This window comes from Bradyrhizobium hipponense (assembly GCF_008123965.1).
Lineage (GTDB): Bacteria > Pseudomonadota > Alphaproteobacteria > Rhizobiales > Xanthobacteraceae > Bradyrhizobium > Bradyrhizobium hipponense.
Genome location: NZ_VSTH01000027.1, coordinates 17,213 through 43,140, shown reverse-complemented (window position 1 = coordinate 43,140; position 25,928 = coordinate 17,213). Strand labels below are relative to the sequence as shown.

The 25,928-nt window shown below is 65.3% G+C and carries 21 protein-coding genes; 11 read left to right on the top strand and 10 right to left on the bottom strand.

The features are described 5' to 3' along the window. Window positions 1–473: 473 nt before the first annotated feature. The gene (locus FXV83_RS09540; RefSeq protein ID WP_148738926.1) at window positions 474–1,712 is read right to left on the bottom strand and encodes a site-specific integrase; all 1,239 of its coding nucleotides are present in this window, start codon (window positions 1,710–1,712) and stop codon (window positions 474–476) included. A gap of 174 nt (window positions 1,713–1,886) precedes the next feature. Between FXV83_RS09540 and FXV83_RS09535 the strand changes: the two genes are divergently transcribed. Beyond that, complete coding sequence (locus FXV83_RS09535) at window positions 1,887–2,804, top strand: SDR family NAD(P)-dependent oxidoreductase (RefSeq protein ID WP_148738925.1); 918 nt, start codon at window positions 1,887–1,889, stop codon at window positions 2,802–2,804. Between the two features lie 175 nt (window positions 2,805–2,979). Then, window positions 2,980–4,218 (top strand): BaiN/RdsA family NAD(P)/FAD-dependent oxidoreductase, encoded by a 1,239-nt coding sequence (locus tag FXV83_RS09530; protein ID WP_148738924.1) that lies wholly within the window; start codon window positions 2,980–2,982, stop codon window positions 4,216–4,218. Window positions 4,219–4,228: 10 nt separating this feature from the next. Here FXV83_RS09530 and FXV83_RS09525 read toward each other — a convergent pair whose 3' ends face one another. Further along, on the bottom strand, window positions 4,229–5,446 hold the full coding sequence (locus FXV83_RS09525) for an MFS transporter (protein ID WP_148738923.1): 1,218 nt from the start codon (window positions 5,444–5,446) through the stop codon (window positions 4,229–4,231). A 90-nt stretch (window positions 5,447–5,536) separates the two neighbouring features. On the opposite strand from FXV83_RS09525, the gene FXV83_RS09520 reads away from it, so the two are divergent. Further along, window positions 5,537–6,439 carry a LysR family transcriptional regulator gene (locus FXV83_RS09520; protein WP_148738922.1) on the top strand — a complete coding sequence of 301 codons (903 nt, stop codon included), beginning with the start codon at window positions 5,537–5,539 and terminating at the stop codon, window positions 6,437–6,439. Here the strand turns inward: FXV83_RS09520 and FXV83_RS09515 are convergent. The 3 genes from FXV83_RS09515 to FXV83_RS09505 are packed head-to-tail and all read right to left on the bottom strand — an operon-like array spanning window position 6,436 to window position 9,836. Next, the gene (locus FXV83_RS09515; protein WP_148738921.1) at window positions 6,436–7,515 is read right to left on the bottom strand and encodes a D-TA family PLP-dependent enzyme; all 1,080 of its coding nucleotides are present in this window, start codon (window positions 7,513–7,515) and stop codon (window positions 6,436–6,438) included. The genes FXV83_RS09520 and FXV83_RS09515 overlap by 4 nt on opposite strands. A gap of 3 nt (window positions 7,516–7,518) precedes the next feature. Further along, the gene (locus tag FXV83_RS09510; RefSeq protein ID WP_148738920.1) at window positions 7,519–9,330 is read right to left on the bottom strand and encodes an ABC-F family ATP-binding cassette domain-containing protein; all 1,812 of its coding nucleotides are present in this window, start codon (window positions 9,328–9,330) and stop codon (window positions 7,519–7,521) included. A 2-nt stretch (window positions 9,331–9,332) separates the two neighbouring features. Continuing rightward, entirely contained in the window at window positions 9,333–9,836 is a 504-nt protein-coding gene (locus FXV83_RS09505) for a YaiI/YqxD family protein (RefSeq protein WP_148738919.1), read from the bottom strand. Between the two features lie 105 nt (window positions 9,837–9,941). On the opposite strand from FXV83_RS09505, the gene FXV83_RS09500 reads away from it, so the two are divergent. Beyond that, window positions 9,942–10,742 carry a hotdog family protein gene (locus FXV83_RS09500; protein ID WP_148738918.1) on the top strand — a complete coding sequence of 267 codons (801 nt, stop codon included), beginning with the start codon at window positions 9,942–9,944 and terminating at the stop codon, window positions 10,740–10,742. Between the two features lie 124 nt (window positions 10,743–10,866). Here FXV83_RS09500 and FXV83_RS09495 read toward each other — a convergent pair whose 3' ends face one another. Further along, a complete protein-coding gene (locus FXV83_RS09495; protein WP_148738917.1) occupies window positions 10,867–13,236 on the bottom strand; it encodes a xanthine dehydrogenase family protein molybdopterin-binding subunit in 2,370 nt (789 codons plus the stop codon). Between the two features lie 210 nt (window positions 13,237–13,446). Between FXV83_RS09495 and FXV83_RS09490 the strand changes: the two genes are divergently transcribed. Both FXV83_RS09490 and FXV83_RS09485 read left to right on the top strand, forming a co-directional pair. Further along, window positions 13,447–14,526 (top strand): Ppx/GppA phosphatase family protein, encoded by a 1,080-nt coding sequence (locus FXV83_RS09490; protein ID WP_148738916.1) that lies wholly within the window; start codon window positions 13,447–13,449, stop codon window positions 14,524–14,526. Further along, entirely contained in the window at window positions 14,526–15,212 is a 687-nt protein-coding gene (locus FXV83_RS09485) for an RlmE family RNA methyltransferase (protein ID WP_148738915.1), read from the top strand. Before FXV83_RS09490 ends, FXV83_RS09485 begins: the two co-directional genes overlap by 1 nt. Before the next feature lie 185 nt (window positions 15,213–15,397). Here the strand turns inward: FXV83_RS09485 and FXV83_RS09480 are convergent, their stop codons facing one another. Together FXV83_RS09480 and FXV83_RS09475 are read right to left on the bottom strand one after the other, a co-directional pair. Then, complete coding sequence (locus tag FXV83_RS09480; protein ID WP_148738914.1) at window positions 15,398–17,206, bottom strand: peptidoglycan-binding protein; 1,809 nt, start codon at window positions 17,204–17,206, stop codon at window positions 15,398–15,400. A 249-nt stretch (window positions 17,207–17,455) separates the two neighbouring features. Further along, window positions 17,456–18,946 carry an MFS transporter gene (locus FXV83_RS09475; RefSeq protein WP_148738913.1) on the bottom strand — a complete coding sequence of 497 codons (1,491 nt, stop codon included), beginning with the start codon at window positions 18,944–18,946 and terminating at the stop codon, window positions 17,456–17,458. 449 nt (window positions 18,947–19,395) lie between these two features. Between FXV83_RS09475 and guaB the strand changes: the two genes are divergently transcribed. The 3 genes from guaB (at window position 19,396) to FXV83_RS09455 (ending at window position 22,620) form a co-directional block, all read left to right on the top strand. After that, a complete protein-coding gene (gene guaB / locus FXV83_RS09470) occupies window positions 19,396–20,886 on the top strand; it encodes an IMP dehydrogenase (protein ID WP_148738912.1) in 1,491 nt (496 codons plus the stop codon). A gap of 252 nt (window positions 20,887–21,138) precedes the next feature. Continuing rightward, window positions 21,139–22,161: an NADP-dependent oxidoreductase gene (locus tag FXV83_RS09460; RefSeq protein WP_148738911.1), complete on the top strand. Its 1,023-nt coding sequence runs from the start codon at window positions 21,139–21,141 to the stop codon at window positions 22,159–22,161. Between the two features lie 162 nt (window positions 22,162–22,323). Next, window positions 22,324–22,620, top strand: a complete 297-nt coding sequence (locus tag FXV83_RS09455) for a hypothetical protein (protein ID WP_148738910.1) — start codon at window positions 22,324–22,326, stop codon at window positions 22,618–22,620. A 9-nt stretch (window positions 22,621–22,629) separates the two neighbouring features. On the opposite strand, the gene FXV83_RS09450 is transcribed toward FXV83_RS09455, so the two are convergent. Next, window positions 22,630–23,469 (bottom strand): metallophosphoesterase family protein, encoded by an 840-nt coding sequence (locus FXV83_RS09450; RefSeq protein WP_148738909.1) that lies wholly within the window; start codon window positions 23,467–23,469, stop codon window positions 22,630–22,632. Window positions 23,470–23,610: 141 nt separating this feature from the next. Here FXV83_RS09450 and FXV83_RS09445 point away from each other — a divergent pair, with 141 nt between their 5' ends. Both FXV83_RS09445 and FXV83_RS09440 read left to right on the top strand, forming a co-directional pair. Continuing rightward, window positions 23,611–24,033: an MAPEG family protein gene (locus tag FXV83_RS09445; protein WP_148738908.1), complete on the top strand. Its 423-nt coding sequence runs from the start codon at window positions 23,611–23,613 to the stop codon at window positions 24,031–24,033. Between the two features lie 85 nt (window positions 24,034–24,118). After that, window positions 24,119–25,420 (top strand): RsmB/NOP family class I SAM-dependent RNA methyltransferase, encoded by a 1,302-nt coding sequence (locus FXV83_RS09440; protein ID WP_148738907.1) that lies wholly within the window; start codon window positions 24,119–24,121, stop codon window positions 25,418–25,420. A 280-nt stretch (window positions 25,421–25,700) separates the two neighbouring features. Here the strand turns inward: FXV83_RS09440 and FXV83_RS09435 are convergent, their stop codons facing one another. Beyond that, the gene (locus FXV83_RS09435; protein ID WP_045000506.1) at window positions 25,701–25,910 is read right to left on the bottom strand and encodes a cold-shock protein; all 210 of its coding nucleotides are present in this window, start codon (window positions 25,908–25,910) and stop codon (window positions 25,701–25,703) included. Window positions 25,911–25,928: the final 18 nt, after the last annotated feature.

The window sequence follows — 25,928 nt, the reverse complement described above, 5'->3', positions numbered from 1 at the left end:
AACCTATATTGTCGCAGCGCCGAACCACGAGGCGCCGATGCTTGGTATGCCAAGCTCCAATGGAGGTCCAGCTTATTGCTGCTGCGGCCCGTTCAGGCTTTGAGCACTGGACACTCCGCTGCACAAGCTGCGGTCGCATCGACCAAATGCAGGTGAACACCGACCCGCTGGAATCCGGGGCGCTGGGCTGGATCGAAGGCGAACTGAGGCCACCGCACTAGAATCCGTGATGACCGAGTATGAAAGGAAAATGCTGGTCGCTTTGTTGTGTTTTTCCCACTCGGCCTTGATCTCCGCTGCCTCCGACGGGGTCAGGGGGCGGCTCAACACCCGGCCGGCTTCATTGACTTTGCCAGCATCGCCAATGCGGCGCGCGGGATGTGATATAGGTTTCTTCGCCTTGCCCATGGATCAGGTCCATTGGTGGGGTAGACCGGCCCGGGGCGTTGCGAGCGCCCCGGCCGGCCGCTGGATCAATTCTGTCGCACCATCGGAATCACGTTCGAGCCGGGCACCGCCTCGACATCGACGAGGGTTGCACGCGTCACGGCATCGGTCTGCCGGCTGACGATGAAGCGGGCGTAGTGCCGTTCGATGACTGTGGTCGAGGTGTCATGATTTGCAGCCGTGAGCCTGATCGGCACACCCTTCAGCAATTGCCTGACAATGCTCGAATGCCTCAGACAGTACGGCGTGAGCGTGGGGTCGAGTTCAAGGCGCTGCACGACAGGCCGGAAGAAGCGGGAGAGATTCCAGATTTTCTCGAACAGCCGCTCGTGCGCCGCGCGCTGGTTCGCCAGTTGCCGCAGAATCTTGGCCAGACGCGACGAGATCGGTAGCGGCCGATACTCAGTCTTGCGCTTCCTTTTTCGGCTTGAGCCCTTCCTGCTGGTGGGCATCAGCAGGTACGGCGCTGCCGGATCGTCGTCCTGCAGATCACGCGGCTTCAACCGGAACGCCTGACTTTCCCGCGTGCCGGTTTCGGCCAGCACATCGATCACCGCGCCGAAATCGTTGCCTTGCTCGCGGCCCTCCTCGTAGCAGCCGCGCATGATGGCCGCGATGACTTGATCGGACAGAATGAAGTTGTCGCGCACCGTCTCGCCGTCATCGTCGTCACTCGGCGGCAGCGGCTCCAAACCGTGCTTCCACGCCCTGCCGTTGATGATGCGCTTGTCGTTGCTGGCCGCCAGATTCAGCGCCGCCTTGAGCGCCTTGGCGATGCGGTCGGCGCTGGACGGCTTCAAGCCAGTCTTGATGAGCCCGTTGCGCCAGTCGCGCAGCTCTTTCTCGGAGAGCAGCGCAACCGTCTTGTTCATCAACGTCGCGGGGACATGCAATCGCAGTTGGCTGGCGTTGTACTTGCGCCCGCCGCGGGCTTCGAGATCGGCCGCGTAGTCGTCGATCGCCTCGGCGACATCGGCGAGCCGCTCGGTTGATCCTTCGCCGACCCGCGCCAGCTCGCGCGCCTTGTCCTGCGCCTGCCAGAAGTCCATGACGGACTCGCCGTTGGCGTCCTCATGGTCGTCGGCCAGCGCGAAGCGCTTCAACCCGCCGGGATAGTCCACGCTCCATGTGCCCGCACCTTTGTTGCGGCGGTAACAGAGATGGATGTTCGGCGCGAGCAGCAGCGAGTACGGCTTTTTGCGCGGGGTGAGGCGCAGCCGATTGGTGCGGTTTTCGAGCGGTACAGAACGTGTTCGGCGTGCCACGGTATCCCCCAAGTGTCTCTATCGTGGGGATAGATTGATATGGAGTGGGGTATAGTGCAATAGGGTATATCTAAGTAATTTCAATTGCTTAGGTGCGCCGGACATAGTAACAAATACCGCTATAGAGTCCAGTTTCTCCCACAAGGGGAGAAGGGAAGAAGCAGGAAATGCATAATGGCAATCAGGTTTGACGGACGCGTCGCCATCGTCACCGGCGCCGGCAATGGCCTCGGACGCGCGCACGCGCTGGGGCTCGCAAGCCGCGGCGCGAAAGTCGTGGTCAATGATTTCGGCGGTGCGCGCGACGGCAGCGGCGGCTCGCTGTCGCCGGCGGAAACCGTGGTCGAGGAAATCCGCAAGGCCGGCGGCACCGCGATGGCCGACGGTGCTGACGTCTCCAATTTCGAGCAGGTCACAGCGATGATCGAGCGCGCCACGAAGGAGTGGGGCAGCGTCGATCTCATGTGCGCCAACGCCGGCATTTTGCGCGACAAATCATTCGGCAAGATGGAAGCCGCCGATTTCCAGAAGGTGCTCGACGTGCACCTCGTCGGCACCTTCTACTGCTGCAAGGCGGTATGGGCCGGCATGCGCGAGCTCAACTACGGCCGCATCGTGCTGACCACATCGTCCTCCGGCCTTTACGGCAATTTCGGCCAGGCCAATTACGGCGCCGCGAAGTCAGGCATGGTCGGCCTGATGAACGTGCTCGCGGAAGAGGGCCGCAAGAACGACATCCGCGTCAACATCATCTCGCCGACGGCGGCGACCCGCATGACCGAAGAGCTGCTGCCGCCACAGGCGCTGCAGCTGATGAAGCCGAACGCGATCACGCCGGCGGTCGAGTATATGCTGAGCGAGGACGCGCCCACCCGCACCATCATGGGCGCCGGCGCCGGCTCCTTCGCGGTGATCAAGATTGTCGAGAGCGAGGGCATCAACCTGCCGGAAGCCGAGTGGACCCCGGATGCGGTCGCCGCTCATTTCGCCGAGATCAGCGACATGTCGAAGGCCAGGGCGCTGACCGGCGCGTTCGAGCAGACGCAGAAATATGTGGCGCAGGCGGCGGCAAGGGCGGGCATCAAGCTTTGAGGCCGTCATTCCGGGCCGTCGCGAAGGGCCGCCCGGACCGTACTTTCCGTCATGGCCGCGCTTGTCCCGGCCATCCACGGTCTTGGCACCGCGGGCGTGGCTCCCGTGGATGCCCGGGACAAGCCCGGGCATGACGACCTGTTCTTTCGCGTCCAGCCTGGCCTAAGCTTGCGCCATGACATCACCTGATAACCACGTCGCCGTGATCGGCGCCGGTCCCGCCGGGCTGATGGCGGCGGAGACGCTGGAGCGGGGCGGGGCCCGCGTCACCGTCTACGACACCATGCCATCCGCGGGCCGCAAGTTGCTGATGGCCGGCCGCGGCGGCCTCAATCTGACCCACAGCGAGCCGCTGCCGCAGTTTATGGCGCGCTATCGCGAGGCGGCGCCGATGCTGCAGGCGGCGATCGAAACGTTTCCGCCGGAAGCATTGCGCGCCTGGTGCGAGGCGCTGGGCGAGCCGACCTTCGTAGGCACCAGCGGACGTGTATTTCCGAAAGCGTTCAAGGCCTTGCCGTTCCTGCGTGCCTGGCTGCGCCGGCTTGATGCAGCGGGCGTGCAATTCGCCTTTCGCCACCATTGGACCGGTTGGGACGACGAGGGCCGCTTGCTGTTGAGAACACCCAACGGCACGGCCGCTGTGGCCGCAGATGCCATGGTGCTGGCGCTCGGCGGCGGGAGCTGGCCACGGCTGGGCTCCGATGGCGGCTGGACCACGATCGTGGCCGACAAAGGCGTTGAGATTGCGCCGTTGCGATCGGCGAATTGCGGCTTCATGGTCGCCTGGTCCGACGTCTTTCGCACGCGCTTCGAGGGCCAGCCGCTCAAGGGCGTGGCGCTGACGATCGGTGCGCACACGGTACGCGGCGAGGCGGTGATAACGCGCAACGGCATCGAAGGTGGCGCGATCTATGCGCTGTCGGCCGAGTTGCGTGACGCGGTGATCGCGAACGGTGAGGCGGTCCTGCACGTCGCATTGCGTCCGGATGTCGATCGGGCCGAACTGGTCAAGCGCCTGTCCGCCTCGCGCGGCAAGCAATCGTTCTCCAACTTCTTGCGCAAGGCCGCGCAGCTTCCGTCCGTCGCCGTCGGACTGCTCCAGGAAGCGGCGATCGGCGCGGGCCAGTCATTATCGGCAATGCCGCCGGAACGATCGGCGGAACTCATCAACGCCGTGCCGATCAAGCTCACCGGGCTCGCGCCCATTGCGCGCGCGATCTCCAGCGCCGGTGGCATCGCCTTTGAGGAGCTCGACGCTGATTTCATGATCCGCAAGCTTCCGGGCGTCTTCGCCGCCGGCGAGATGCTGGACTGGGAAGCGCCGACTGGCGGATACCTGCTGCAAGCCTCGTTCGCGACCGGCGCCGCCGCGGGGCGAGGCGCGCTGCGATGGATTGCGCGATCGTCTTGCTGATTTCCCGCGATCACGACGTCCCGGTTCGAGTCATGAGATCCGTGACGAGACCGAGCACGCCGAAGCTGGCCGCGACCGTGCAGACCGCCGTCCAGCCGCCGTAGCTCCAGGCCAGCGATGCTGCCGCGGCGCCGATCCCGCCGCCGATGAAGAACAGAGCGACGAACAGGCCGTTGATGCGGCCGCGTGCTTCGGGACGCAGCAGGTTGACGGCGCGGCGGCCAAGCGTCTGGTCGGTGGTGATGCCGACGTCGAGCAGAATGGTGCCAAAGCCCAACACGAGCAGGGCGGGGACAGGGGATTCCAGCACGCCAGCCCAGGCGCAGAGCGCGAGCGAGCCGATGATGAGCACATGGGCTGAGAGCAACATCGGGCGCGCCCAGCCCTTGTCGCCCCAGCGGCCGGCGATCGGCGTTGCCGCGGCGCCGACCACTCCGATCAATGCGAACGCGGCAATTCCCCTGGCGTCGAGACCGAACGGCGCGTCCGGCAGGCGCCGCGCGACTGCGGACCAGAAGGCTGTGAAGGAAGCCATCACCAGTGCCGCGGTCCAGGCGCGGACACGGAGCACGGGCTCTTCCCGCAGCAGTGTCGGAAAGGAGCGCAGCAGTTCGCCGTAGCTCGTGCGGGCCGTCGGCCGGAGTAGCGGCAGATAGCGGCCAAGCGCGCCGGCAAGCAGCGCCATCAGGGCGGCTGAGGCGATGTAGTAGGCACGCCAGCTCCAGAGGTCGGCGATCAGGCTTGCTGCTGGCCGCGAAACCAGGATGCCGATCATCAGTCCGCTCATCACCTCGCCGATGGCCTGGCCGCGACGCTCCGGCGCCACCATGGACGCAACCAGCGGGACCATCATCTGGATGGCCGCGCAGGAGGCACCGAGAACGAAGCTGGCAAGCAGCAGGAGTGCTGGCGTCGGCGCCAGCGCCGTCGCAAGTGCGGCGAGGATGGCGCAGCCGAGCGTTCGTAGGATCAGGCGCCGGTTTTCGACAAGATCGACGAGCGGGACCAGCAACAGCAGGCCGAGCGCATAACCGAGCAGCGTCAGCGTACTGACGAGGCCGGCCTGCCAGCCTGGCATCGCCAGCGATCGGCCGATCAGGCCGACCAAAATCTGTGGTGCGAACAAATTGGTGACGACGACGCCGGTGGTGATCGCGCCGAGCCAGATCAGGGGCCGCTCGGAGAGTTGCTTGGGAGACGCAAGCCTGGTGATTTCTGAAATGGTCATTGGACCTCGCAACGATGGTGCGGGTCCTTTAACCGGGCGGGACAATATGCTACAATTCAAATAAGCCTATAAAGAATATGCGAGTTCGTTATGAATACCCATGACCTCGTCGCCTTCGTCGCGGTGGTCGAGACGGGATCGATCGTCGCGGCCTCGGCCCGTCTCAATCTCACCCAGCCCGGCGTGACCCGGCGCATCCAGAATCTCGAGGAGATGTTAGGTGCGCAGCTGCTGGATCGGCTCTCCAAGCCGCTCAAGCCGACAGCCGCGGGCCATGAAGCCTATGAGCAGGGCCGGCGCCTGCTCAGGATGCTGGATGACCTCAAGTCAGGCGTTGCGAACGACGGCGTCGTGCGCGGCGAGTTCAGGCTCGGTCTCACACCGTTTCTGTCCGAGGCCGGGCTCACCGCACCGTTAGACGCGGTACGGGCTGAATTTCCGGCCTTGGCCGTGCGGGTCGTTTCCGGCTGGTCGCCGCACCAGGTCGAGCGCGTCTGCCGCAACGAGCTCGATGCGGCCGCGATTTGCCTGCCAGACGGCGCCGTGCCCCCGGCGGATCTCCTTGCCGACGATCTCGGTGCGCAGCCGGTCGTGTTCGTCGTCGCACGCGACATCAAGATGCCGCGCATCGTCGAGCTGGAGCGATTGTCGCAAATGTCCTGGGTGATCAACCAGGATGGTTGCGGATTTCGCGACGCGCTGAAGCGTCGGTTCGACGCCGAGCATTTGCCTTTCAACATTGCGGTGGAGGCCCTCGACAGCGAGCTTCGTCTGTCGCTGGTCGCGCGCGGCCTCGGCGTCGGTCTGGTGACGCCGATTGGGTTGAGGCGGAGCGCATTTCGCGACAAGCTTAGGCCGGTCGCGGTTCGGGGCTTCAAGCCGGCCGTGCGCGCATGGATCGTGCATCGCCCGCCGGCTGGCCGATTGGCGCGTCCGATCGAGCTGTTTCGTGACGGGCTGGATCGGGAGCTGAAGGCGCTGATCGGCGCTTAGCGCAGCTTCCCGCGTGCTGCCACCGGCAGCGTGCCGATGATCTCCTCGCCGCGCACCATCACCACCTCGTCCATCATGTTGACGACGACGCAGACGTGGTTCGGCACGATGCGCACGACATCGCCGACATTGGGCCGCGTGTTGCTGCGGGAGAGATCGAGGAAGCCGTGCTCCTCGGCGAAGCGGGCGATCTTGGCTTCGGGATGCTCCAGGATCAGGCCGTGGCCCTCGAGCCCGCCGGTGTCCGAGGTCAGCGTCTTCGAGCCGGCGTCCAGAATGCCGCGCTCGGGCGCGGCGCGGCTCACCACCGTCGAATAGATCTGCAGCGCGCAGTCGTCCCAGGTGGCAACGCCGGCGGCGACCTGCATGCGGTCGTTGTAGATGTAGGTGCCGAAGCGATGCTCGGTGCCGCCCTTGAGCTTGCCGATGTTCTTGAGGTTGGGCGTGCCGCCGGTCGAAACGATGTTGGCTTCCAACCCATGCGCGCGCACGCCGGCCAGCGCCTCATCGTAGAATTTTTGCGCGTCGGCCCAGCCGGTCTCGGTCGGATAGAGCATGAAGCCCGCGAATTGCAGCCCTTTGGACGCGGCGATTTCGCGCGCCAGCGCGATCGCTTCGGCCGGTGTCTCGACGCCGGCGCGCTTGCGGCCGGTGTCGCACTCGACCACCACGGACAGCGGCCGGCCCGAGGCCGCCGCGGCTTTGGGCAGACCGGCCACCACGGTCGAGTTGTCGGCGGCGACAGTCATATTGGCCTTCGCCTGCAGTGCCCCTAACCGCGCCATCTTCTCCTCGCCGAGCAGATTGTAGCTGATCAGGATATTGTCGATGCCGGCATTGGCCATGATCTCGGCCTCGCCGAGTTTTTGACACGTGATGCCCTTCGCGCCTGCCGCGACCTGCATCTTCGCGATGGTCGGGTTCTTGTGGGTCTTGATGTGCGGCCGGTTGGCGATTCCGGCATGGTCACAGGCCTTCTGGATCCGCGCGATGTTGCGCTCGACCTTGTCCATGTCGATGACGGCGCAGGGCGTGCCGTATTCGCGGGCGATCTTGGCGGCAAGAGTGGTTGTCATGGGTTATGCCTGTTCAATCTCTTCGCGGAGCATTTCCAGTTCGAGCCAGCGCTCTTCGGCGGCGGACAATTCGTCATGCGCCTTGGCGATGGCGGCCGATGTATCGTCGAATTTCTTGCGATCCTTAGCGTAGAGATTGGGATCGTCGAGTACGCGTTGCAGCCTGGCGATATCGGCCTGCAACGTCTCCATCTTCTTCGGCAGCGTTTCCAGCGCGTGCTTCTCGTTGAAGTTCAGCCGCCGTTTTGGCGCGGACGTCGGAGCGGCGGGCCGATCCTCTTTCTTCTCCGCAGCCGGCTGCGCTTTCGCGGTCTCGCGCTTGAGGTCGGCACCGCGTTGCGTCAGCATGTCGCTGTAGCCGCCGGCATATTCGAGCCACTTGCCGTCGCCTTCCGGCGCGATCACCGAGGTGACGACGCGGTCAAGGAAATCGCGGTCGTGGCTGATCAGGATCACTGTGCCCTCGTAGTCGCCGAGCATGTCCTCGAGCACGTCGAGCGTTTCGAGGTCGAGGTCGTTGGTCGGCTCGTCCAGCACCAGCAGGTTCGACGGCTTCGCCAGCGCGCGCGCCAGCATGAGCCGGCCGCGCTCGCCGCCGGAGAGCACTTCCACCGGCGTGCCGCGCTGCTCCTGCGCGAACAGAAAGTCCTTCATGTAGCCGACGACATGCTTCGGCTTGCCGCCGACCATGATCTGGTCGCCGCGGCCGCCGGTGAGCGCTTCGGCCAGCGTCGACTTGGGATCGAGGCTTTCGCGATGCTGGTCGAGGGTCGCTATCTCCAGATTGGCCCCTAACCGCACCGTGCCGAAGTCCGGCTCCGCCCCGCCGGTGAGCAGATTGACCAGCGTGGTCTTGCCGGCGCCGTTCGGTCCGATGACGCCGAGCCGGTCGCCGCGCTGGATGCGGGTCGAGAAATTGTCGACGATGATGCGTTCGCCAAAGGCTTTGCTGATGCCTTTCGCCTCGATCACCAGCTTGCCGGATTGCTCCGCCTCGGCCGCTGCGAGGTTGGCGCTGCCGGCCGTGCCGCGATAATTGCGACGCTGGTCGCGCAGCGCGTGCAGATTGCCGAGTCGCTTGACGTTGCGCTTGCGCCGGCCGGAGACGCCGTGGCGCAGCCAGTGCTCTTCGTCAACGATCTTGCGGTCGAGCTTGTGCTGGTCACGTTCTTCCTCGGCAAGCACCTCGTCGCGCCAGGCCTCGAAGGCGGCAAAGCCGCGGTCGATCTGCTTGATCCTGCCGCGGTCGAGCCACGCGGTCGAGCGCGACAGATTGGAGAGGAAGCGGCGGTCGTGGCTGATCAGCACCAGCGCGCTGCGGCGGCCGTCGAGCTCCTTTTCCAGCCACTCGATCGTGGAGAGATCCAGATGGTTGGTCGGCTCGTCAAGCAGCAAGATGTCAGGCGAGGGCGCCAGCACGCAGGCCAGCGCAGCGCGACGCGCCTCGCCGCCGGAAAGATTTTCGGGGTGCTCGTTACCGGTGAGCTCGAGCTGCTCCAGCAAATAGCGCGCCTGGTATGGATCGTCACCCGGCGCGAGGCCCGCCTCGACATAGGCAAGCGTGGTTTTGTGATCGCCGAAGTCCGGCTCCTGCTGCAAATAGCGAACGGTCGCGCCGGGCTGCACGAAACGGGTGCCGGCATCGGGTTCGACGATGCCGGCCGCGATCTTCAGCAATGTCGATTTGCCGGAGCCGTTGCGGCCGATCAGGCAGACTCGCTCGCTCGCCGCGACATTGAGTTCGACGCCGCTCAGAAGCGGCGTGCCGCCGAACGTCAGCTTGATGTCTTTCAGTTGAATCAGCGGCGGCGCCATGACTAGCCTTGACTCGAATTCTGGCTCTCCATGGCCTGGTCGGTGCGGCGGCGCTGGATCCGGCGCAGCGCCTGGTCGAGCGCCGCGAGGAATGTCGAGCGGTCGCGCGGTGCGAACGATCGCGGGCCGCCGGTGACTTCGCCCGCCGAGCGCAGATCCGTCATCAGATTGCGCACCGCCAAAGTCATCCCGATCGACTCTTCCGTGAACGGTTTTCCGTTCGACGCGATCACGTCGGCGCCTGCCTTGACGCAGCGGCTGGCGAGCGGAATGTCGGAGGTGACGACGACGTCGCCTGGCTTGGCTCGTTCCGCGATCCAGTCGTCAGCCGCGTCCATGCCGGCGCCTGCGGCGATGCGCTCGATCAGGGGATCCTGCGGCACGCGGATGAAATTGCCGGCGACCACGCTCACGGGCACGCCATGCCGGAGCGCGACGCGGTAGATCTCGTCCTTCACGGGACAGGCGTCGGCGTCGACATAGATGCGGGTGGGGGTATCAGTCATTCGCCGCGTGGTACCCCATTCGGGCTGCAAAGGCGAGGGGGATTGACCGTGGTTCCCGGCGGCCTACGATCGGCGCCGAAACAACAAGAATTCAGGGAAAACCCCATGCCGAACCGGCTCGAAACCTACCGCGTCGAGGCCTACAACACCGCCAAGCAATCCGAAAACAAGATGCATGACGACACGGTGGCGCGGCGCTTCGGCTTTTCCGGCGGGCTGGTCCCGGGCGTCGATGTCTTCGCCTACATGATGCATGTGCCGGTGGCGCGCTGGGGCCGCGATTTCCTTGCGCGCGGGCTGGTCGAGGCGCGCTTCACTAAGCCGGTCTATGACGGTGAGACGGCGGATGTCGATGCGACTGAGCACAACGACGTGCTGACGATCGAGGTGTTCAGTCGAGGCGAGCTGTGCGCCACGGGAACGGCCTCGTTGCCGGCGACGGTGCCCGCGTTCTCGTTGAACGATTATGTCGAGGTGCCGGCCGTGGCCGAGCGCAAGCCGGTCAGCCCGGCGACGTTCGAGACAGACAAATGGCTTGGCACCGAGCCCCGCCGTTGGATTGGTCAGGCGGCCGCTGACTATCTCGCCGACATCAGGGAAACCGATCCGATTTTCGCGCGCGAGGGACTTGGCCATCCCGGTCTGATCCAGCGGGTCATGAACCGTGTGCTGGTGGACAATACGATCCTGGGCCCGTGGATCCATGTCGGCAGCCGCATGCAGCTGCTCGAAGCCGCGCGCGCCGGTGACGAGATCATTGCACGAGCCAAGGTGACTGCGAACTATGAGAAGAAGGGCCACCGCTTCGTCGAGCTCGACGCGCTCGTCGTCGGCAACGGCACGACACCGCTCGCGCACTGCCAGCACATCGCGATCTACCAGCCGCGCGAGCAGGCGGCGGCGTAGGCGGTCGGAAGGGGCACGTCGCCACCACATCGTCATGCCCCGGGCTTGTCCCGGGCATCCACGTTCTTGGGCCGGCGAATGAAGGCGTGGATAAGCCCGGCCATGACGACGGAGAGGGCGTCCCTTACGCCGTCCCCTTCGCATCCTGGATCGCCCGCCACACCCGCTCGGGCGTCAGCGGCATGTCGATGTGCTTGATGCCATAGTCGGAGAGGGCATCGACCACCGCATTCACCACCGTCGACATGCTGCCGGCGCAGCCGGCTTCGCCGCAGCCCTTGCTGCCGAGCGGATTGGTCGTCGCTGGCACCGGATGGTCGCCGACTGTCATGTTCGGCACGTCCTCCGCACGCGGCAGCGCATAGTCCATCAGCGAGCCCGTGATCGGCTGGCCACTCTCGTCGTAGCGGACCTGCTCCATCAGCGCCTGGCCAATGCCCTGCACGACGCCGCCATGGAGCTGACCTGCGACCAGCATCGGGTTGATCACCGTGCCGAAATCGTTGACGGCGCTGTAGCGGACGATCTGCACCACGCCGGTGTCGGGATCGATCTCGACCTCGGCGACGTGACAGCCGTTCGGGAATGCCGACGGCACCGGCTCGCTGGTGTGGTCGACGTCGAGCGTATCGGGCACGCCCTCCGGCACTTTGCCGTCATGCAGGCGTTTGGCGAGCTCCATGATGTCGATGCTGCGATCGGTGCCAGCGATGGTGAAGCTGCCGCCTTCGAATTCGATGTCCGCCTCGGAGGCTTCCAGCATGTGCGCCGCGGCGCGCTTGCCCTTCTCGATCACGAGCTTGGCGGCGCCCACGATCGCCATGCCGGTCGCGGTGATCGAGCGCGAGCCGCCGGTGCCGCTGCCGGTGTGGACGATGTCGCTGTCGCCCTGCACCAGCTTGACGCTCTCGAAGGGAACACCGAGCTGCTCGCACAGCACCTGCGCGAATGGCGTTGCATGGCCCTGACCGTAGTCGAGCGTGCCGGTGATGAGCTGCACGGTGCCGTCGGGGTCGAACACGATCTTGCCGAGCTCGGGGCTCGGCGGCGCGGTGACCTCGAGATAGGAGCCGACCGCGATGCCGCGGAGCTTGCCGGCCTTCTTGCTCTCCTTCTTGCGCTTGGCGAAATTCTCGTGGTCGGAGATTTCGAGCGCCTTGTTGAACACCCCCTGGAAGTCGCCGCTGTCATAGGTGACGCCGGAGGAGGCCGGGAACGGCATCTGGTTCGGCTTGATGAAGTTGCGCTTGCGCAAGGTCAGGCGGTTGATGCCCATCTCGTCGGCGGCGCGGTCGATCAGCCGCTCCATGTAGTAGTTCGCCTCGGGCCGTCCGGCGCCGCGATAGGCGCCCATCAGCGTGGTATTGGTCAGCACCGTCTTGATGTCGACCGCCATCAGCGGCGTGCGATAGACGCTGGAAAAATTCTTGCCGGTGTTGAGCGAGAGCGGGCCCGGCGCGACGCCGGTGATATAGGCACCGAGATTGCCGTAGCCGGAGAGTTTGGCGGCGAGGAAATGCCCCTCGGCGTCGAGCGCGAGCTCGGCATGGATCTTTTGCGCGCGGCCGTGGCTGTCGGAGAGAAAGCTGGTCGAGCGCTCGTCGAGCCATTTCACCGGACGGCCGAGTGCCTTGGCCGCGTACAGGATGCACATGTATTCGGGATAGTTGATGTTCTTCATGCCGAAGGAGCCGCCGACATTGGCGGTGAGAATGCGCACCCTCTCGTTCGGCACCTTCAGGTTCTTGGCGAGATTGGCGCGGTTGCCCGCGACCCCCTGCGTCGGCACCTGGAGGGTGTAGCGCTCGGCCTTCTTGTCATAGGAGGCAAGTCCCACGCGCGGCTCCATCGAGACCACGGCTACGCGTGTGTTCTCGATGTCGAGCCTGGTCACATGGGCGGCGCCGGCGAAGGCGGCGTTGACCTTGTCCGTGTCGCCATAGTGATAGTCGAGCGCGACATTGTTCGGGATGTGGTCGTAGAGTTGCGGCGCGCCCGGCTTGGCGGCTTCCTCGGGATCCGTCACGGCTGGCAGTGGGTCGATGTCGACTTCGACCGCCTCGGCCGCATCGCGCGCCTGGGCCAGCGTCTCCGCCACCACGAAGGCGATGGGATCGCCGACGAAGCGGACCTTGTCGGTGGCCAGCGGCTGGCGGTTGGTCTGGAGCAGGGGCGAGCCATCGCGGTTCTTCAGCGGCAGGCCGCAGGTGAAGGGGCCATAGCCGGCGGCATTGAGGTCGGTGCCGGTCCACACCCCCAGCACGCCCGGCAGCGCCTTGGCGGCGTCGATTTTGATGCCGCGAATGATGCCATGCGCATGGGTCGAGCGGACGACCACGGCATGGGCCTGGCCGGGCAGGTTGAAATCGTCGGTGTAGCGGCCCTTGCCGCGCACCAGCGTGTCGTCCTCCTTGCGGCGGACTGGCTGCCCGACGCCGTATTTTTGCAGTGCAATAGCGTTTTCGAGCGTAGACGATTTGGTGTGTTCTTGCATGGAATTGACCTGAAAAGCCGGCGATTGCGCGGTTTGGGGGCGCCTGGAGGACCGGATCCCTCCAAATAGCCCACGGACCCGTTCACGACAACGCACGAATGGGCATGGTCCTATGTGATGCGTTGTTGCGCAGACCTGCCGCGCTGCTAATGTTTCAGGCGAAAAAGCAATTCCAGACCGGCCCTTAGGGGCCGCGGAAAGACAGTTTGTATGAATGACCACACGCGGCTCCGCGACGGCCATGCGCTGCCCGGTGAGCTGGAGGGGTCGATGGCGGCGGTGGCGTTGGCCACTGAACCGGCCGTCGTCGCGCAAGCGCCGGGAACCGGCGTTTACGCGGCGCTGGACCTCGGAACCAACAATTGCAGGCTTCTGATCGCCTGTCCGACCCACGACGGCTTTCGCGTGGTCGATTCGTTCTCGCGCATCATCCGGCTCGGCGAGGGCGTCTCGGCAACCGGCTGCATCAGCGAGGCCGCGATCGAGCGCGCCATCGTTGCGCTCAGCATCTGCCGCGACAAGATCAACCTGCGCAAAGCGCGGCGGCTCCGGCTGATCGCCACCGAAGCCTGCCGTGCCGCCTCGAATGCGGAAGGTTTTCGCAGCCGCGTCTCGGCCGAGACCGGCATCGAACTCGAGGTGATCGACCGCGAGACCGAGGCCGCGCTCGCCGTGCTCGGCTGCTCGCCGCTGGTCGATCACAGGGGACGCGGCTCCATCCTGTTCGACATCGGCGGCGGCTCGACCGAGCTGGTGCGGATCGAGCGCGATCCCGCCGGCGAGAATCCGGAGCCGCGCATCAAGGCGTGGATGTCGATTCCCTTCGGCGTCGTGACGCTGGCCGAGCAGTTCGGCGGCCGCGACGTCACGCCGGAAATTTACGCGCAGATGGAGCAGGAGGTGGCCCGCCACGTGGCGCCGTTTGCGCAAGAGCATGGCCGCGATCTCGCCGACATGCATCTTTTGGGTACGTCTGGCACGGTGACGACGCTCGCCGGCATTCATCTCAACCTCGCGCGCTACGATCGCCGCCGCATCGACAGCATCTGGATGAACGATGCCGACGTCACCACGACCATCAGCAAGCTGCTCGGCATGAGCTACGAGGAGCGCGCAGCCAACAATTGCATCAGCGCCGAGCGCGCCGATCTCGTGCTGGCCGGCTGCGCCATTCTCGATGCGATCCGCCGCGCCTTTCCGCTGCCGCGCCTGCGCGTCGCCGACCGGGGCCTGCGCGAGGGCATGCTGGTCGAGATGATGCGCGAGGACGGCGCGCTCAGGAGCTGGTGATGGCCAAGGACACCACCGGCCGCTTGCACGTCCAGGTCAAGACCGGCGGCAAGCGCAAGCTGTCGTCAAAGCTCTGGCTGGAGCGGCAGCTCAACGATCCCTATGTCGTCAAGGCCAAGGCGCTGGGCTATCGTTCGCGCGCGGCGTTCAAGCTCTTGGAGATCGACGACAAGTTTCGGCTGCTGAAACCCGGCATGGCCGTGGTCGATCTTGGCGCTGCACCCGGCGGCTGGAGCCAGATCGCGGCCAAGCGCGTCGGTTCCGTCGAGGGCAAGGGCAAGGTCGTCGCAATCGATCTGTTGGAGATGCCTGAGATTCCCGGCGTCGACTTCGCGCTGCTCGACTTCATGGAGAATGACGCGCCGGACAAGCTCAAGGCCATGCTGGGCGGCGGCGCCGACGTCGTGATGTCCGACATGGCCGCCAACACCACCGGCCATCGCAAGACCGACCAGCTCCGCATCGTCGGCCTGATCGAGACCGCCGCGGCGTTTGCCTGCGACGTGCTCAAGCCCGGCGGCGCGTTCTTGGCGAAAACGTTCCAGAGCGGCGCGGACGCCGATCTGCTCGCCCAGCTCAAGCGCGATTTTACGACCGTGCGCCATGTGAAGCCCGCCGCCAGCCGCCAGGATTCCTCGGAGCGCTACGTGCTGGCGACGGGATTTCGGGGCGGGGCGAAGGCGTAGCCCAACACTCAGCGGTCGTCGCGGCGTAGGCCGGGACCCCTACCGCGTGATCCGTCCGTGATGCGCGGTAGACGTACCGAGGCAACCAGAGTTGCAGCGATCGTCCGGCAGTGGCAGCCAAACGCCTGAGCATCGTACAGGCCGCAAAAAGAGCCCCGCCAGGGGCGGGGCTCGGGGAGGGCGCCTTACCGGCTGGGTTGGTTCTGAGCCGGCTGACCCGACTGCGAAGGCGGCGGGACATTGTTCTGGTTGGTTTGTCCAGACTGCGTGTTCTGCGTGGCGCCAGGCTGGTTGGTGGACTGGTTGCTTTCAGCCGGGGCCTGTCCGGTGGTCTGGCCCGGCGGCGGCTGTGTGGCTGCCTGACCCGACGTCGCCGGTTGGTTCTGCTGGGCCTGGCCGCTAGTGGACGGCTGGTTCTGTCCGGCTTGGCCCGTGGTCTGGTTCTGCTGCGCCGGCGCGTTGGTCTGACCGGTGGTTTGACCGGTCGTGTTCTGCTGCGTCGACTGCTCGGTTGTGTTCTGCTGCGTCGCCTGGCCAGTCGCGCCTTGACCAACGGTCGTCGATTGGCCCTGCGTAGCGCGGATCTGGTCGGATACGCCAAGTGCAGCGACCGTGCGGGTATCGATCGAGCCAGTGGTCTGGAAGCCTTCCTGTCTCTGGAAGGTGATCAGCGCATCGCGCGTAGCGGGCCCGAGGACGCCGTCTGCTTGGCCAGACAGCAAGCCACGTTCAATCAGGACCCGTTGAACAACGCGGATCTCGTCGGGGCTGAGATTCAGCGCCGCGACGCTGGCACCGCCGCCGCTCGGGCCGCCGCGCCGGGCAAAGTGTGTCCTTGGGCCGGCGGGAATGGTGTCGACGATCCGGCGACTGCGGTCGAGGACGACGATCTCGTCATCCACGACGAAGAAGCTATCGTCGCGATAGTCCGGATAGATGTCGATCAGCACTGGGAATGCCGAGACGGCGACCACGGAGATGTTCCGTGGCACCACCACGCCAGGATTGACGGCGAAGTTGATGGAATTGAAGTTGACCCGCGCGCGCTCCACGTTGCTTGAGCTCAACACCGACTGCTGCAGTGTGGTCTGCTGCTGCGCGTTTACCTGCACGCGGCCGGACAGGCTCTGGGTAGTCCCACCCTGGGCTTGCGCCTGAGTGTTGGCCGGGGCCGGGGCCTGAGTGTTGGCGCCGGTCGTCGTGCCCTGATCCTGCTGCGGGCTCTGGCCTTGGACGTTGCGGTTGATGTTGGCGCCGGTCGTTGTCGTGCTCTGACCCTGGGCGTTCTGACCTTGTGTGTTCTGACCTTGGGCGTTGCTCTTGGTGTTGGCGCCGGTCGTCGTCGTGTTCTGACCCTGCGCGTTCTTGCCTTGGACATTGTCCTTGGTGTTGGCGCCTGTGGTCGTGCTCTTACCCTGTTCTGCACCTTGTGACTGACGCGTGCGGTCGCGGTCGCTGCGTCCCTGTCCGACGGTCTGGTCCTTCTGTCCGCTCTTGTCGCTATCGGACTTGGACTGACGCGCATGGCCAGGTTCGCTACGGCTCTGGCCGACCGTTTGGTCCTTGCCACGCTTCTCGTTTTCAGATTGGGACTGACGTGTAGCGTCGCGATCGCTGCGCCCCTGACCGATGGTCTGACGCTCGCTCCTGTCGGCCGTGCCGCTATCACGCATTCCTTCACTGCGCTCGGTGCGCGATGGCGCCGCAGATGGACCCTCGGCCCGGCCGCCTGCGCGGCCCTGTGTCATTCCTTCGCGGTGGGAAGTGCCAGCTGCGCCTTCGCTATGGGAAGCACCACCTGCACCTTGCGGCATTCCGCCGCCGGATCGACCGTGTTCCGCAGCGCCTGCGCCTCCGCTCATTCCGCCTCCACTCGTTCCGCCGCCGCTCATTCCACCGCCGGCACCTTCACGCATGCCCTGGGCCGATGCCAGGCTGACACCGGCGAGCAGCACTGCTGTGGTCAGCAGGAACCTGTTCTTCCTCGTGTTCATCTGAAGCTCCTCCATGAGCATTTTCTCAATGAGAGCCAACATTGCCGAAGGGCAAAAGTTGCAAGTGCACGCCGTCCGCGAGCAACAGGAGCCACAAAGATAAACGAGCGTTCCTCTCATTGAACCCGCGCGCTCTGGTGGCGGCCGCCTCATGGCTATCGCGTTGGCTGGGGCGATCCATATGCCCAGCTGTTCCGCGGGCGTGCGAAGATCACGTCGAGGGCAGGACGGACGACACCTTGCTTTCCGCTACCCCAGCCTTTGATCCCGCACGTCCTGCGTATCCTCGGTCGCCGCCTTGACGGCCGCTTTCGCCGCACCCTTGTCCGCGCCTTTGCGGCTGGAAATCTCCACCGCCTTGCGGCCCGAGATTTCGTGGCCGGCGTCATCGGGCATCTGCCAGAAGAACCAGCTCGACGCCGCCGAGGTCAGCGCGACCACGATGAAGGCCGGCGCGAACACGCTGGCGTTGAGCTCATTGACGTGGCTGAGCCACATCGTCGTCTCCACCGAGGCGGCGCCGACGGCGACGCCGGCCGAGACCGCCAGCTGCTGGTTGACGCTGACGAGCGTGGTGGCGCGGCTCATCTGGATGGTCTCGACCTCGGCATAGGCGACCGTGTTGATCGCGGTAAACTCCAGCGAGCGGAAGAAGCCGCCGACCACCAGGATGATCATGATGATGAGCAGCGGCGTCGTCACCGTGAACAGCGCACAGGCGGCGAGGAAAACCGCGCTGATGATGGCATTCATCGTCATCAGATTGCGGAACCCGAAGGCGCGGATGATGCGCGCGGCCAGCGCCTTCATGCCCATGGCGCCGAGCGAGGAGCCGAACGTGACGAGGCCGGACTTGAACGGCGACAGGCCGAAGCCGATCTGCATCAAAAGCGGCAGCAGGAACGGCAGCGCGCCGATGCCGAGCCGGAACATGAAGCCGCCGAGAATGGCCGCGCGTAGCGTCGGCAGCTTCAGCAGCGAAAAGTCCAGCACCGGCGATCCCGTCCGCCTTGCATGCAGCACATAAAACGTCATCGAGATCGATCCGCCGACGACAAGGGCGACGACGGTGCTCCACGGCAGCAGATTGAGGCCGGCTACCGACAGCCCGAACGCGATACCGGCGAGTCCGATTCCGGCGAGCACCATGCCGTAGAGATCGAACGGCTCGCGCTCCTCGCTCTTGATGGGATCGATGAAGCGCAAGGCCATGAAGATGCCGAGCAGCCCGATCGGGATGTTGATCAGGAAGATCCAGTGCCACGACGCATAGGTGGTGATGAAGCCGCCGAGCGGCGGCCCGATCACGGGACCGATCAGGGCAGGGACCGTCACCCAGGCCATCGCATTGACCAGCGCGCTCTTGTCGACCGAGCGCAGCAGCACGAGGCGTCCGACCGGCGTCATCATTGCCCCGCCCATGCCCTGGAGGATGCGCGCGAACACGAAATCCGTGACCGACGTCGAGAGCGCGCAGCCGACCGAGCCGACCATGAACACCCCGACAGCGATCGCAAACACCAGGCGCGCACCAAAGCGGTCAGCAGTCCAGCCGCTCGCCGGGATGAACACCGCGAGCGACAGCAAATAGGACGTGATCGCGAGCTTGAGCGTCAGCGGGCTGGTGCCGATGTCGGCCGCGATCGCCGGCAGCGAGGTGGCGATCACCGTCGAGTCCATGTTCTCCATGAACAGGGCGGTGGCCACGATCAGCGGAATGACGCGTTGCTTGTCGACCATGACGGATTGGTAATTGAAATGGCAGGACGGGTGGAATTGCGGCTTATCACCGCCACCGAGCGGGGACCATTGCGGATCAGCGCATGGCACCTAAATCCTGCGCAACGACGGTGTGACCTCTCGTCATTCCGGAGCGCGCCTTCTTGGCGCTAGCCCGAAATCCATTGGGCCGAGAGACCGCTCTGGGATGGATTCCGGGCTCGCGACTTCGTCGCGCCCCGGAATGACGGCGGGTGGGTCGCCGCCGGGCTATCCCCGCTGAATTAGCCCAAAAAGCCTGTGCATGGCTGGCCAGCGGTCCGAATCGCTTTGATTCGTCACCCGACCGTGCTATCGACCCGCGTCAACCCCACTGATGGGCTCCGATTCGACGGCGCTGCCGCAAGGTACGCCGAGGGCGGCGCTCATCCATAGCTATTTGCGGCAAGGCCGCAGGAAGGAGTTGGCACATGGCTACGGTGCAACAAGGCATCCGCGAAGCCTTTACATTCGATGACGTGCTGTTGAAGCCGGGCCTCTCCGACGTCATGCCGGGCGAGGTCGATATCCGCTCCCGCGTCACCCGCGCCATCCCGCTCAACATTCCGATCATGGCCTCCGCCATGGACACTGTGACCGAGGCGCGCATGGCGATCGCCATGGCGCAGGCCGGCGGCATCGGCGTCATACATCGCAATTTCGACCCCGAGGGGCAGGCCGCCCAGGTCCGGCAGGTCAAGCGATACGAGTCGGGCATGGTGGTGAACCCGCTCACCATCAGCCCCGATGCCACGCTCGACGATGCGCTGAAGCTGATGAGCGATCACGGCATCTCCGGCATTCCCGTCGTCACCGGCGCAGGCAAGTCCACGCCGGGCAAGCTGGTCGGCATCCTCACCAACCGCGACGTGCGGTTTGCGACCAATCGTCAGCAAAAAATCTCCGAACTGATGACGCACGAAAACCTCGTCACGGTCCGTGAGAATGTCAGCCAGGACGAAGCGAGGCGGATGCTGCATCAGCACCGCATCGAAAAGCTGCTCGTCGTCGACGAGCAGTATCGCTGCGTCGGCCTGATCACCGTCAAGGACATGGAGAAGGCGGTCGCCCATCCGCTCGCCTGCAAGGACGCGCAGGGCCGCCTGCGCGTCGCCGCCGCCACTACCGTCGGCGATACCGGCTTCGAGCGCACCGAGCGGTTGATCGATGCCGGCGTCGACCTCGTCGTCGTCGACACCGCGCACGGCCATTCCCGCCACGTGCTTCACGCCGTGAACCGCATCAAGCGCCTGTCCAACTCGGTGCAGGTCGTCGCCGGCAACGTTGCGACGGCGGAGGGCACGCAGGCCCTGATCGATTCGGGCGCCGATTGCATCAAGGTCGGCATCGGCCCGGGCTCGATCTGCACCACGCGTATCGTCGCCGGCGTCGGCGTGCCGCAGCTCACCGCGATCATGGATGCGGTGGAAGCGGCGAAGAAGTCGAACATCCCCGTCATCGCCGACGGCGGCATCAAGTTCTCCGGCGATCTGGCCAAGGCGCTTGCCGCCGGCGCCGATATCGCCATGGTCGGCTCGCTGCTGGCGGGCACCGACGAGACGCCCGGTGAAGTGTTCTTGTGGCAGGGCCGCTCCTACAAGGCCTATCGCGGCATGGGCTCGGTCGGCGCGATGGCGCGCGGCTCGGCCGACCGCTACTTCCAGCAGGACATCAAGGACACGCTCAAGCTCGTGCCCGAAGGCATCGAGGGCCAGGTGCCCTACAAGGGTCCGGTCGGCAACGTCATGCACCAGCTCGCCGGCGGCCTTCGCGCCGCGATGGGCTATGTCGGCGCGCGCGACCTGAGCGAGCTGCATTCCAAGGCGCAGTTCGTCCGCATCACCGGCGCAGGCCTGCGCGAAAGCCACGTCCACGACGTCACCATCACGCGCGAAGCCCCGAACTATCCGGGCGGAGGTTAGTCTCCGTTCTCGTTCTCGTGCCCCGGACGCAGCGCAGCGCTTCTTCAGCGGTGCGTTGCAGAGCCGGGGCCCAGTGCGTTTCGATCGCTGAGAGATGGGTCCCGGCTCTGCGCAGCAGCGCAAGGGCGCTGCAGCGCGTCCGGGACACGAGAGAAGTGCATGACGCAACGTCGAGCTCCACCGCTTTGGTATTGACGTAGCTACCTCCCTCCGCTTCCGTTCGCGTCGAAAGAAACTCCGGAGGAAGCCATCATGTCCCAAGGCAAACGCATCGTTCTCGCCGCGCGTCCCGTCGGCGAGCCAAAGCCGTCCGATTTCCGCATTGAGGAATTCGCGATCCCGACGCCGGGGCAGGGTGAAGTCCTGCTGCGCACGATCTGGCTATCGCTCGATCCCTATATGCGCGGGCGCATGAGCGACGGTCCGTCCTATGCGACGCCGGTGCCGGTGAACGGGGTGATGGAAGCCGGCACGGTCTGCGAGGTCGCGGCCTCCAACAATCCGAACTTCGCCAAGGGCGACATCGTGCTCTCGCGCGCCGGCTGGCAGACGCACTCCATCTCCGACGGCAAGGGACTGGCAAAGGTCGATCCAAAGCTCGCGCCGATCTCGACGGCCGTCGGCGTGCTCGGCATGCCCGGCATGACGGCGTATACGGGGCTGATCGACATCGGCAAGCCGCAAGAGGGCGAGACCGTCGTCGTCGCCGGCGCCTCCGGTGCGGTCGGCTCGGCCGTAGGCCAGATCGCCAAGATCAAGGGCGCACGCGCAGTCGGCATCGCCGGCGGCAAGGACAAGTGCGACTTCGTCGTGAGGGAGCTCGGCTTTGATGCCTGTCTCGATCACCGCGATCCCGATCTCGCGGCGAAGCTGAAGGACGCCTGTCCTGGGGGTGTCGACGTCTATTTCGAGAATGTCGGCGGCGCCGTGTTCGAGGCGGTGTTCCCGTTGCTCAATCCGTTCGCGCGCGTGCCGGTGTGCGGCCTGATCGCTCATTACAACGACACCGAGGCCAAGCCGCCGAAATGGGCCGCGTCCATGATGCGCGCGATCCTGACCAAGCGCCTGACCTTCCGCGGCTTCATCGTCTCCGACTTCGCCGCCCGCCATGGCGACTTCCTGCAAGACATGTCGGCCTGGGTCCGCGACGGCCGGGTGAAATACAAGGAGTTCGTCACCGAGGGTCTGGAGAGCGCGCCCGGGGCCTTCATCGGGCTGCTCAAAGGCGCCAATTTCGGCAAGCAGCTCGTCCGGGTCGGGCCGGATAAGGCTTAGCTGCGAAGCCTGGTTGCACCGGCGTCACACGCCGGCACGGACATGGTTAACAAAGAGTGACCGATCGGCCACACCTGCCGGCAAAAAGCTGCTGGTGTGACCGGTGGTTCATTGACGGCTGAGCGAAGGCATTGAATCATCGCGCATATTTTGGGTGTTGCGATGTTAGAGATCAGTGTTTTCAGCGTCATGCTGTTGGCCGCCGGTTATTGGGCGATCATGTTCGTCATGGGCCGTCATGACGACGTCATCCATGGCAAGTTCGTTCATGCGGACGATGGGGGCGCGACCGCGCAACCCGCGATGCGCGCGCCTGCGCCGCCCTTGCCGAAACGTCCGGTCAAGGCCGCCAAGCCATCCGATGGTCAGCCTGCTTCTGGCGCGGCCAAGCCGGTGAACAGCGAGGCGCTGCAATCCCTGCTTGCCGCGATCCAGCAGGATCTCAAGAGCGTCGCCTGACGATCGTCGCTAGTGCGCACCCATCTGCGCGAGCAGCTCCTCGATATCGACATCGACCTGGCCAGGAGCCCGGACGTGGCGGACCTCGAGACTGTCGGGCTGGAAGTGGTACTCGACGAGACCCGTTTCCTTGATCGCGACTCGGTCCTGGTGCTCGTCGTTGATGACGAAGCCGGCCGACGGCGCCCAGATGTGCCGCGTGTGACGGAACGTGAAATCGCGCCGCTGGTGCACGTGACCGCTGGCGATGAGGCGCAGATCGACGCGCGAAAACATCTCGACCAGGCGTGCCCGCGCCGGCTGCGGCACGTAGCGGATCGATGTCTCCGGCGTTTCGGGATCGTCGGGCAGGTTGAGAAACAGCGGCTTGTGCAGGAACAGCGCGACCGGCCTGCCGTTCGCGCGCGAGATTTCGGAGGCCAGCCAGTCGAACTGCTCGGCCTCGAAGGCCAGCCCTGAATTCATCACCAGCGAGTTGAGGCCGATGAAGCACCAGCCTGCGGCCTCGAACGACCAATGGTCTTCGCCTATCAGAGTGCAGAATTGCCGGCGATGCGGTTCGGCGACCGGAGGGGTGGGCGCGGGCCCGATCGCGGTGGGATTATCGCCGATGTCGTGATTGCCCGGCAGGTAGCGGCAGGCGACGGGCAGCGCGTCGTGCAGGCTCTTGGCGAATTCGACATCGTCGCGGCTGGTCGGCCCGTTGAACGAGACGTCGCCGGTGTTGACGACGAGATCGGGCCTTGAGGCATCGATGTGCTCGCCGACGCGGTGGAAGTTGGCGATCAGGCCGGGAAAGCGCCGGCCGAGATGGGTGTCGGAAATCTGCGTGAGGCGAAATTCGGACATGCTGCGAGCATAACCCGGTCACGAAGACCGAACGATGACGTCAAAGCCGCATGGGAACGGCCGGTTCAACTGCTTGATTGTCAGCGTCAATGGTCGCGGCTAATGACGGTCGGAAGTCTTTCGCCTGCCGGGAAGATTCCGATGTCCGTTCAAATGGTTTTGCTGCCGGTCTTCGTCCAGATCGGGCTCACCTTCGCGCTGCTGATAGGAATGGTGCTGGCGCGCCGCCGCTCGCTGGTCTCGGGCGAAACCAGGATCCGTGACATTGCGCTGGGCGAGCCGAACTGGCCGAAGGACGCCACACAATATGCCAATTGCTACCGCAACCAGTTCGAGCTGCCGGTGCTGTTCTACGCCCTGATCGCGCTGGCGCTGCCGCTCCGCCATGCCGACGTCTTCATCGTGCTGATGTCCTGGGTGTTCGTGGTGACGCGTTTTGCCCATGCCGGAATCTTCGTCTCCTCGAACGATCTTGGCCGGCGCTCCACGGTGTGGCTCGCGGGTGTGCTTGTGCTGCTGGCGATGTGGATCTACTTCGCGCTGAAGATACTGTTGCTGTTGTAGGCGCGCGCATGATCCGGAAAAGTGGATACCGGTTTTCCGACAAGATCATGCGCAAAAACAACCAATCCTGACCTGAAAGACTCAAATGACCCCCGCTGCCCGGCTGTCCGCGGCCATCGAGCTGATCGACACCATCGAAAAAGACCGCGTGCCTGCGGCCAAGGCGCTGAAGGAGTGGGGCACTGCGCACCGCTTCGCGGGTTCCGGCGACCGTGCGGCCATTGCCGGCCTGGTCTGGGACGTGCTGCGCCGCTATGCCTCGAGCGCGTATCTGATGGACGCCGACACGGCGCGGGCGCGGCTGATCGGTATGCTCCGCCTCGAGCGCAACATGGACACGGCGACCATGGCGGCTTTGTTCGACGGCAGCCGGTTCGCGCCGGCGCCGCTGACGGAGGCCGAGCAGGCGGCGCTCGCCTCCCGTTCCCTCAGGGGCGCACCCGCCGCGATCGCCGGCGACTATCCGCAATGGCTCGATCCGTATCTGGCAAAAGCGTTCGGCGAGGACCGCGCGGCGGAGGCCGCCGCAATGGCGAGCCGGGCCCCGCTCGATTTGCGCGTCAACACCCTAAAATCCAACCGCGACCAGGTGCTGCGGGCGCTTGCTCATCTTCATGCGGAACCGACGCCGTGGTCGGCAACCGGCCTGCGCATTGCGCTTTCGGCCGATGCGCGCAATCCCGGGATTCAGGCCGAAGAGGATTTCATCAAGGGCGGCGTTGAAGTGCAGGACGAGGGATCGCAGCTTGCGGCCAGCCTCACCGCGGCAAAGCCCGGCGAGCAGGTGATCGATCTCTGTGCGGGGGCCGGCGGCAAGACGCTGGCGCTCGCCGCCATGATGCAGGGCAAGGGTCGCCTGATCGCGACCGACAGCGACAAGCGGCAACTGGCGCCGATCCACGAGCGGCTGTCGCGCGCCGGCGTCCACAACGCCGATGTCCGCACGCCCAAGGGCGAAGCCGATCCGCTCCAGGACATCCATGCCTCGGCCGACCTCGTCGTCATCGATGCGCCCTGCACGGGAACCGGAACCTGGCGGCGCAACCCCGACGCCAAATGGCGCATGCGCCCGGGCGCGCTGGAGATGCGCCTCAAGGACCAGGCCGAGGTGCTGGAGCGCGCCGTGCCGCTGGTGAAGCCAGGCGGCCGCATCGCCTACATCACCTGCTCGGTCCTGTCTGAGGAGAATGGCGAGCAGGTGAGGGCATTCGTCGCTCGCCATCCCGAATTTGCCGTTGTCCCGCCCGAGCAGACCGCCGGCGTGCTCTGGGATAAGGCCGAGGATTTTGCGCAAGCCGCGCTTCGGTCGGATGAAGGCTGGCTGATGACGCCGCGCCGAACCGGCACGGATGGGTTCTTCGTGTCGGTGCTGAAGAAGACATCCTGAACTCCCTCCGTCATTCCGGGGCGATGCGAAGCATCGGGCCCGGAATCCATCGAGCCGCAGAGACGGCCGTGGAATGGATTCTCAGATGCGCAATTGCGCATCATAGCTCGCTCTCCGGGCGCCCCGGAATGACCACCCTACGAACAGCGTCGCGCCCGTCGCCGAGACAACACCATCCCGCCCAAACGAAAGCCCCGCCACCGGAGGCCGGTGACGGGGCTTCGAGGTTCCTGCGATCTGGCCGGTACGTCCGCGGTCGGACTGCGAGGTGCGCGGCGGACTAGCCGGCGCGGAGGTTGTCAGCCGAGGACTTGCCGCTGCGGCGGTCCGCGACGATGTCGAAGGAAACCTTCTGACCCTCGTTGAGGGTGCTCAGACCAGCGCGCTCAACTGCGCTGATGTGGACGAAAACGTCCTTGTCGCCGTTGTCCGGCTGGATGAAACCAAAACCCTTTTGGTTGTTGAACCACTTCACTGTGCCCATTGCCATAGTCATTTCCCTTCATTG

What these genes read in the sequence shown, in the direction of transcription:
- FXV83_RS09525 (WP_148738923.1), bottom strand. Translation starts at nt 5,446, where the DNA reads ATGACCATTTCAGAAATCACCAGGCTTGCGTCTCCCAAGCAACTCTCC.
- FXV83_RS09475 (WP_148738913.1), bottom strand. Translation starts at nt 18,946, where the DNA reads ATGGTCGACAAGCAACGCGTCATTCCGCTGATCGTGGCCACCGCCCTG.
- FXV83_RS09500 (WP_148738918.1), top strand. Translation starts at nt 9,942, where the DNA reads ATGCCGAACCGGCTCGAAACCTACCGCGTCGAGGCCTACAACACCGCC.
- FXV83_RS09520 (WP_148738922.1), top strand. Translation starts at nt 5,537, where the DNA reads ATGAATACCCATGACCTCGTCGCCTTCGTCGCGGTGGTCGAGACGGGA.
- FXV83_RS09510 (WP_148738920.1), bottom strand. Translation starts at nt 9,330, where the DNA reads ATGGCGCCGCCGCTGATTCAACTGAAAGACATCAAGCTGACGTTCGGC.
- FXV83_RS09435 (WP_045000506.1), bottom strand. Translation starts at nt 25,910, where the DNA reads ATGGCAATGGGCACAGTGAAGTGGTTCAACAACCAAAAGGGTTTTGGT.
- FXV83_RS09490 (WP_148738916.1), top strand. Translation starts at nt 13,447, where the DNA reads ATGAATGACCACACGCGGCTCCGCGACGGCCATGCGCTGCCCGGTGAG.
- FXV83_RS09455 (WP_148738910.1), top strand. Translation starts at nt 22,324, where the DNA reads ATGTTAGAGATCAGTGTTTTCAGCGTCATGCTGTTGGCCGCCGGTTAT.
- FXV83_RS09535 (WP_148738925.1), top strand. Translation starts at nt 1,887, where the DNA reads ATGGCAATCAGGTTTGACGGACGCGTCGCCATCGTCACCGGCGCCGGC.
- FXV83_RS09450 (WP_148738909.1), bottom strand. Translation starts at nt 23,469, where the DNA reads ATGTCCGAATTTCGCCTCACGCAGATTTCCGACACCCATCTCGGCCGG.
- FXV83_RS09445 (WP_148738908.1), top strand. Translation starts at nt 23,611, where the DNA reads ATGTCCGTTCAAATGGTTTTGCTGCCGGTCTTCGTCCAGATCGGGCTC.
- FXV83_RS09505 (WP_148738919.1), bottom strand. Translation starts at nt 9,836, where the DNA reads ATGACTGATACCCCCACCCGCATCTATGTCGACGCCGACGCCTGTCCC.
- FXV83_RS09440 (WP_148738907.1), top strand. Translation starts at nt 24,119, where the DNA reads ATGACCCCCGCTGCCCGGCTGTCCGCGGCCATCGAGCTGATCGACACC.
- FXV83_RS09480 (WP_148738914.1), bottom strand. Translation starts at nt 17,206, where the DNA reads ATGAACACGAGGAAGAACAGGTTCCTGCTGACCACAGCAGTGCTGCTC.
- FXV83_RS09485 (WP_148738915.1), top strand. Translation starts at nt 14,526, where the DNA reads ATGGCCAAGGACACCACCGGCCGCTTGCACGTCCAGGTCAAGACCGGC.
- FXV83_RS09495 (WP_148738917.1), bottom strand. Translation starts at nt 13,236, where the DNA reads ATGCAAGAACACACCAAATCGTCTACGCTCGAAAACGCTATTGCACTG.
- FXV83_RS09515 (WP_148738921.1), bottom strand. Translation starts at nt 7,515, where the DNA reads ATGACAACCACTCTTGCCGCCAAGATCGCCCGCGAATACGGCACGCCC.
- guaB (WP_148738912.1), top strand. Translation starts at nt 19,396, where the DNA reads ATGGCTACGGTGCAACAAGGCATCCGCGAAGCCTTTACATTCGATGAC.
- FXV83_RS09530 (WP_148738924.1), top strand. Translation starts at nt 2,980, where the DNA reads ATGACATCACCTGATAACCACGTCGCCGTGATCGGCGCCGGTCCCGCC.
- FXV83_RS09460 (WP_148738911.1), top strand. Translation starts at nt 21,139, where the DNA reads ATGTCCCAAGGCAAACGCATCGTTCTCGCCGCGCGTCCCGTCGGCGAG.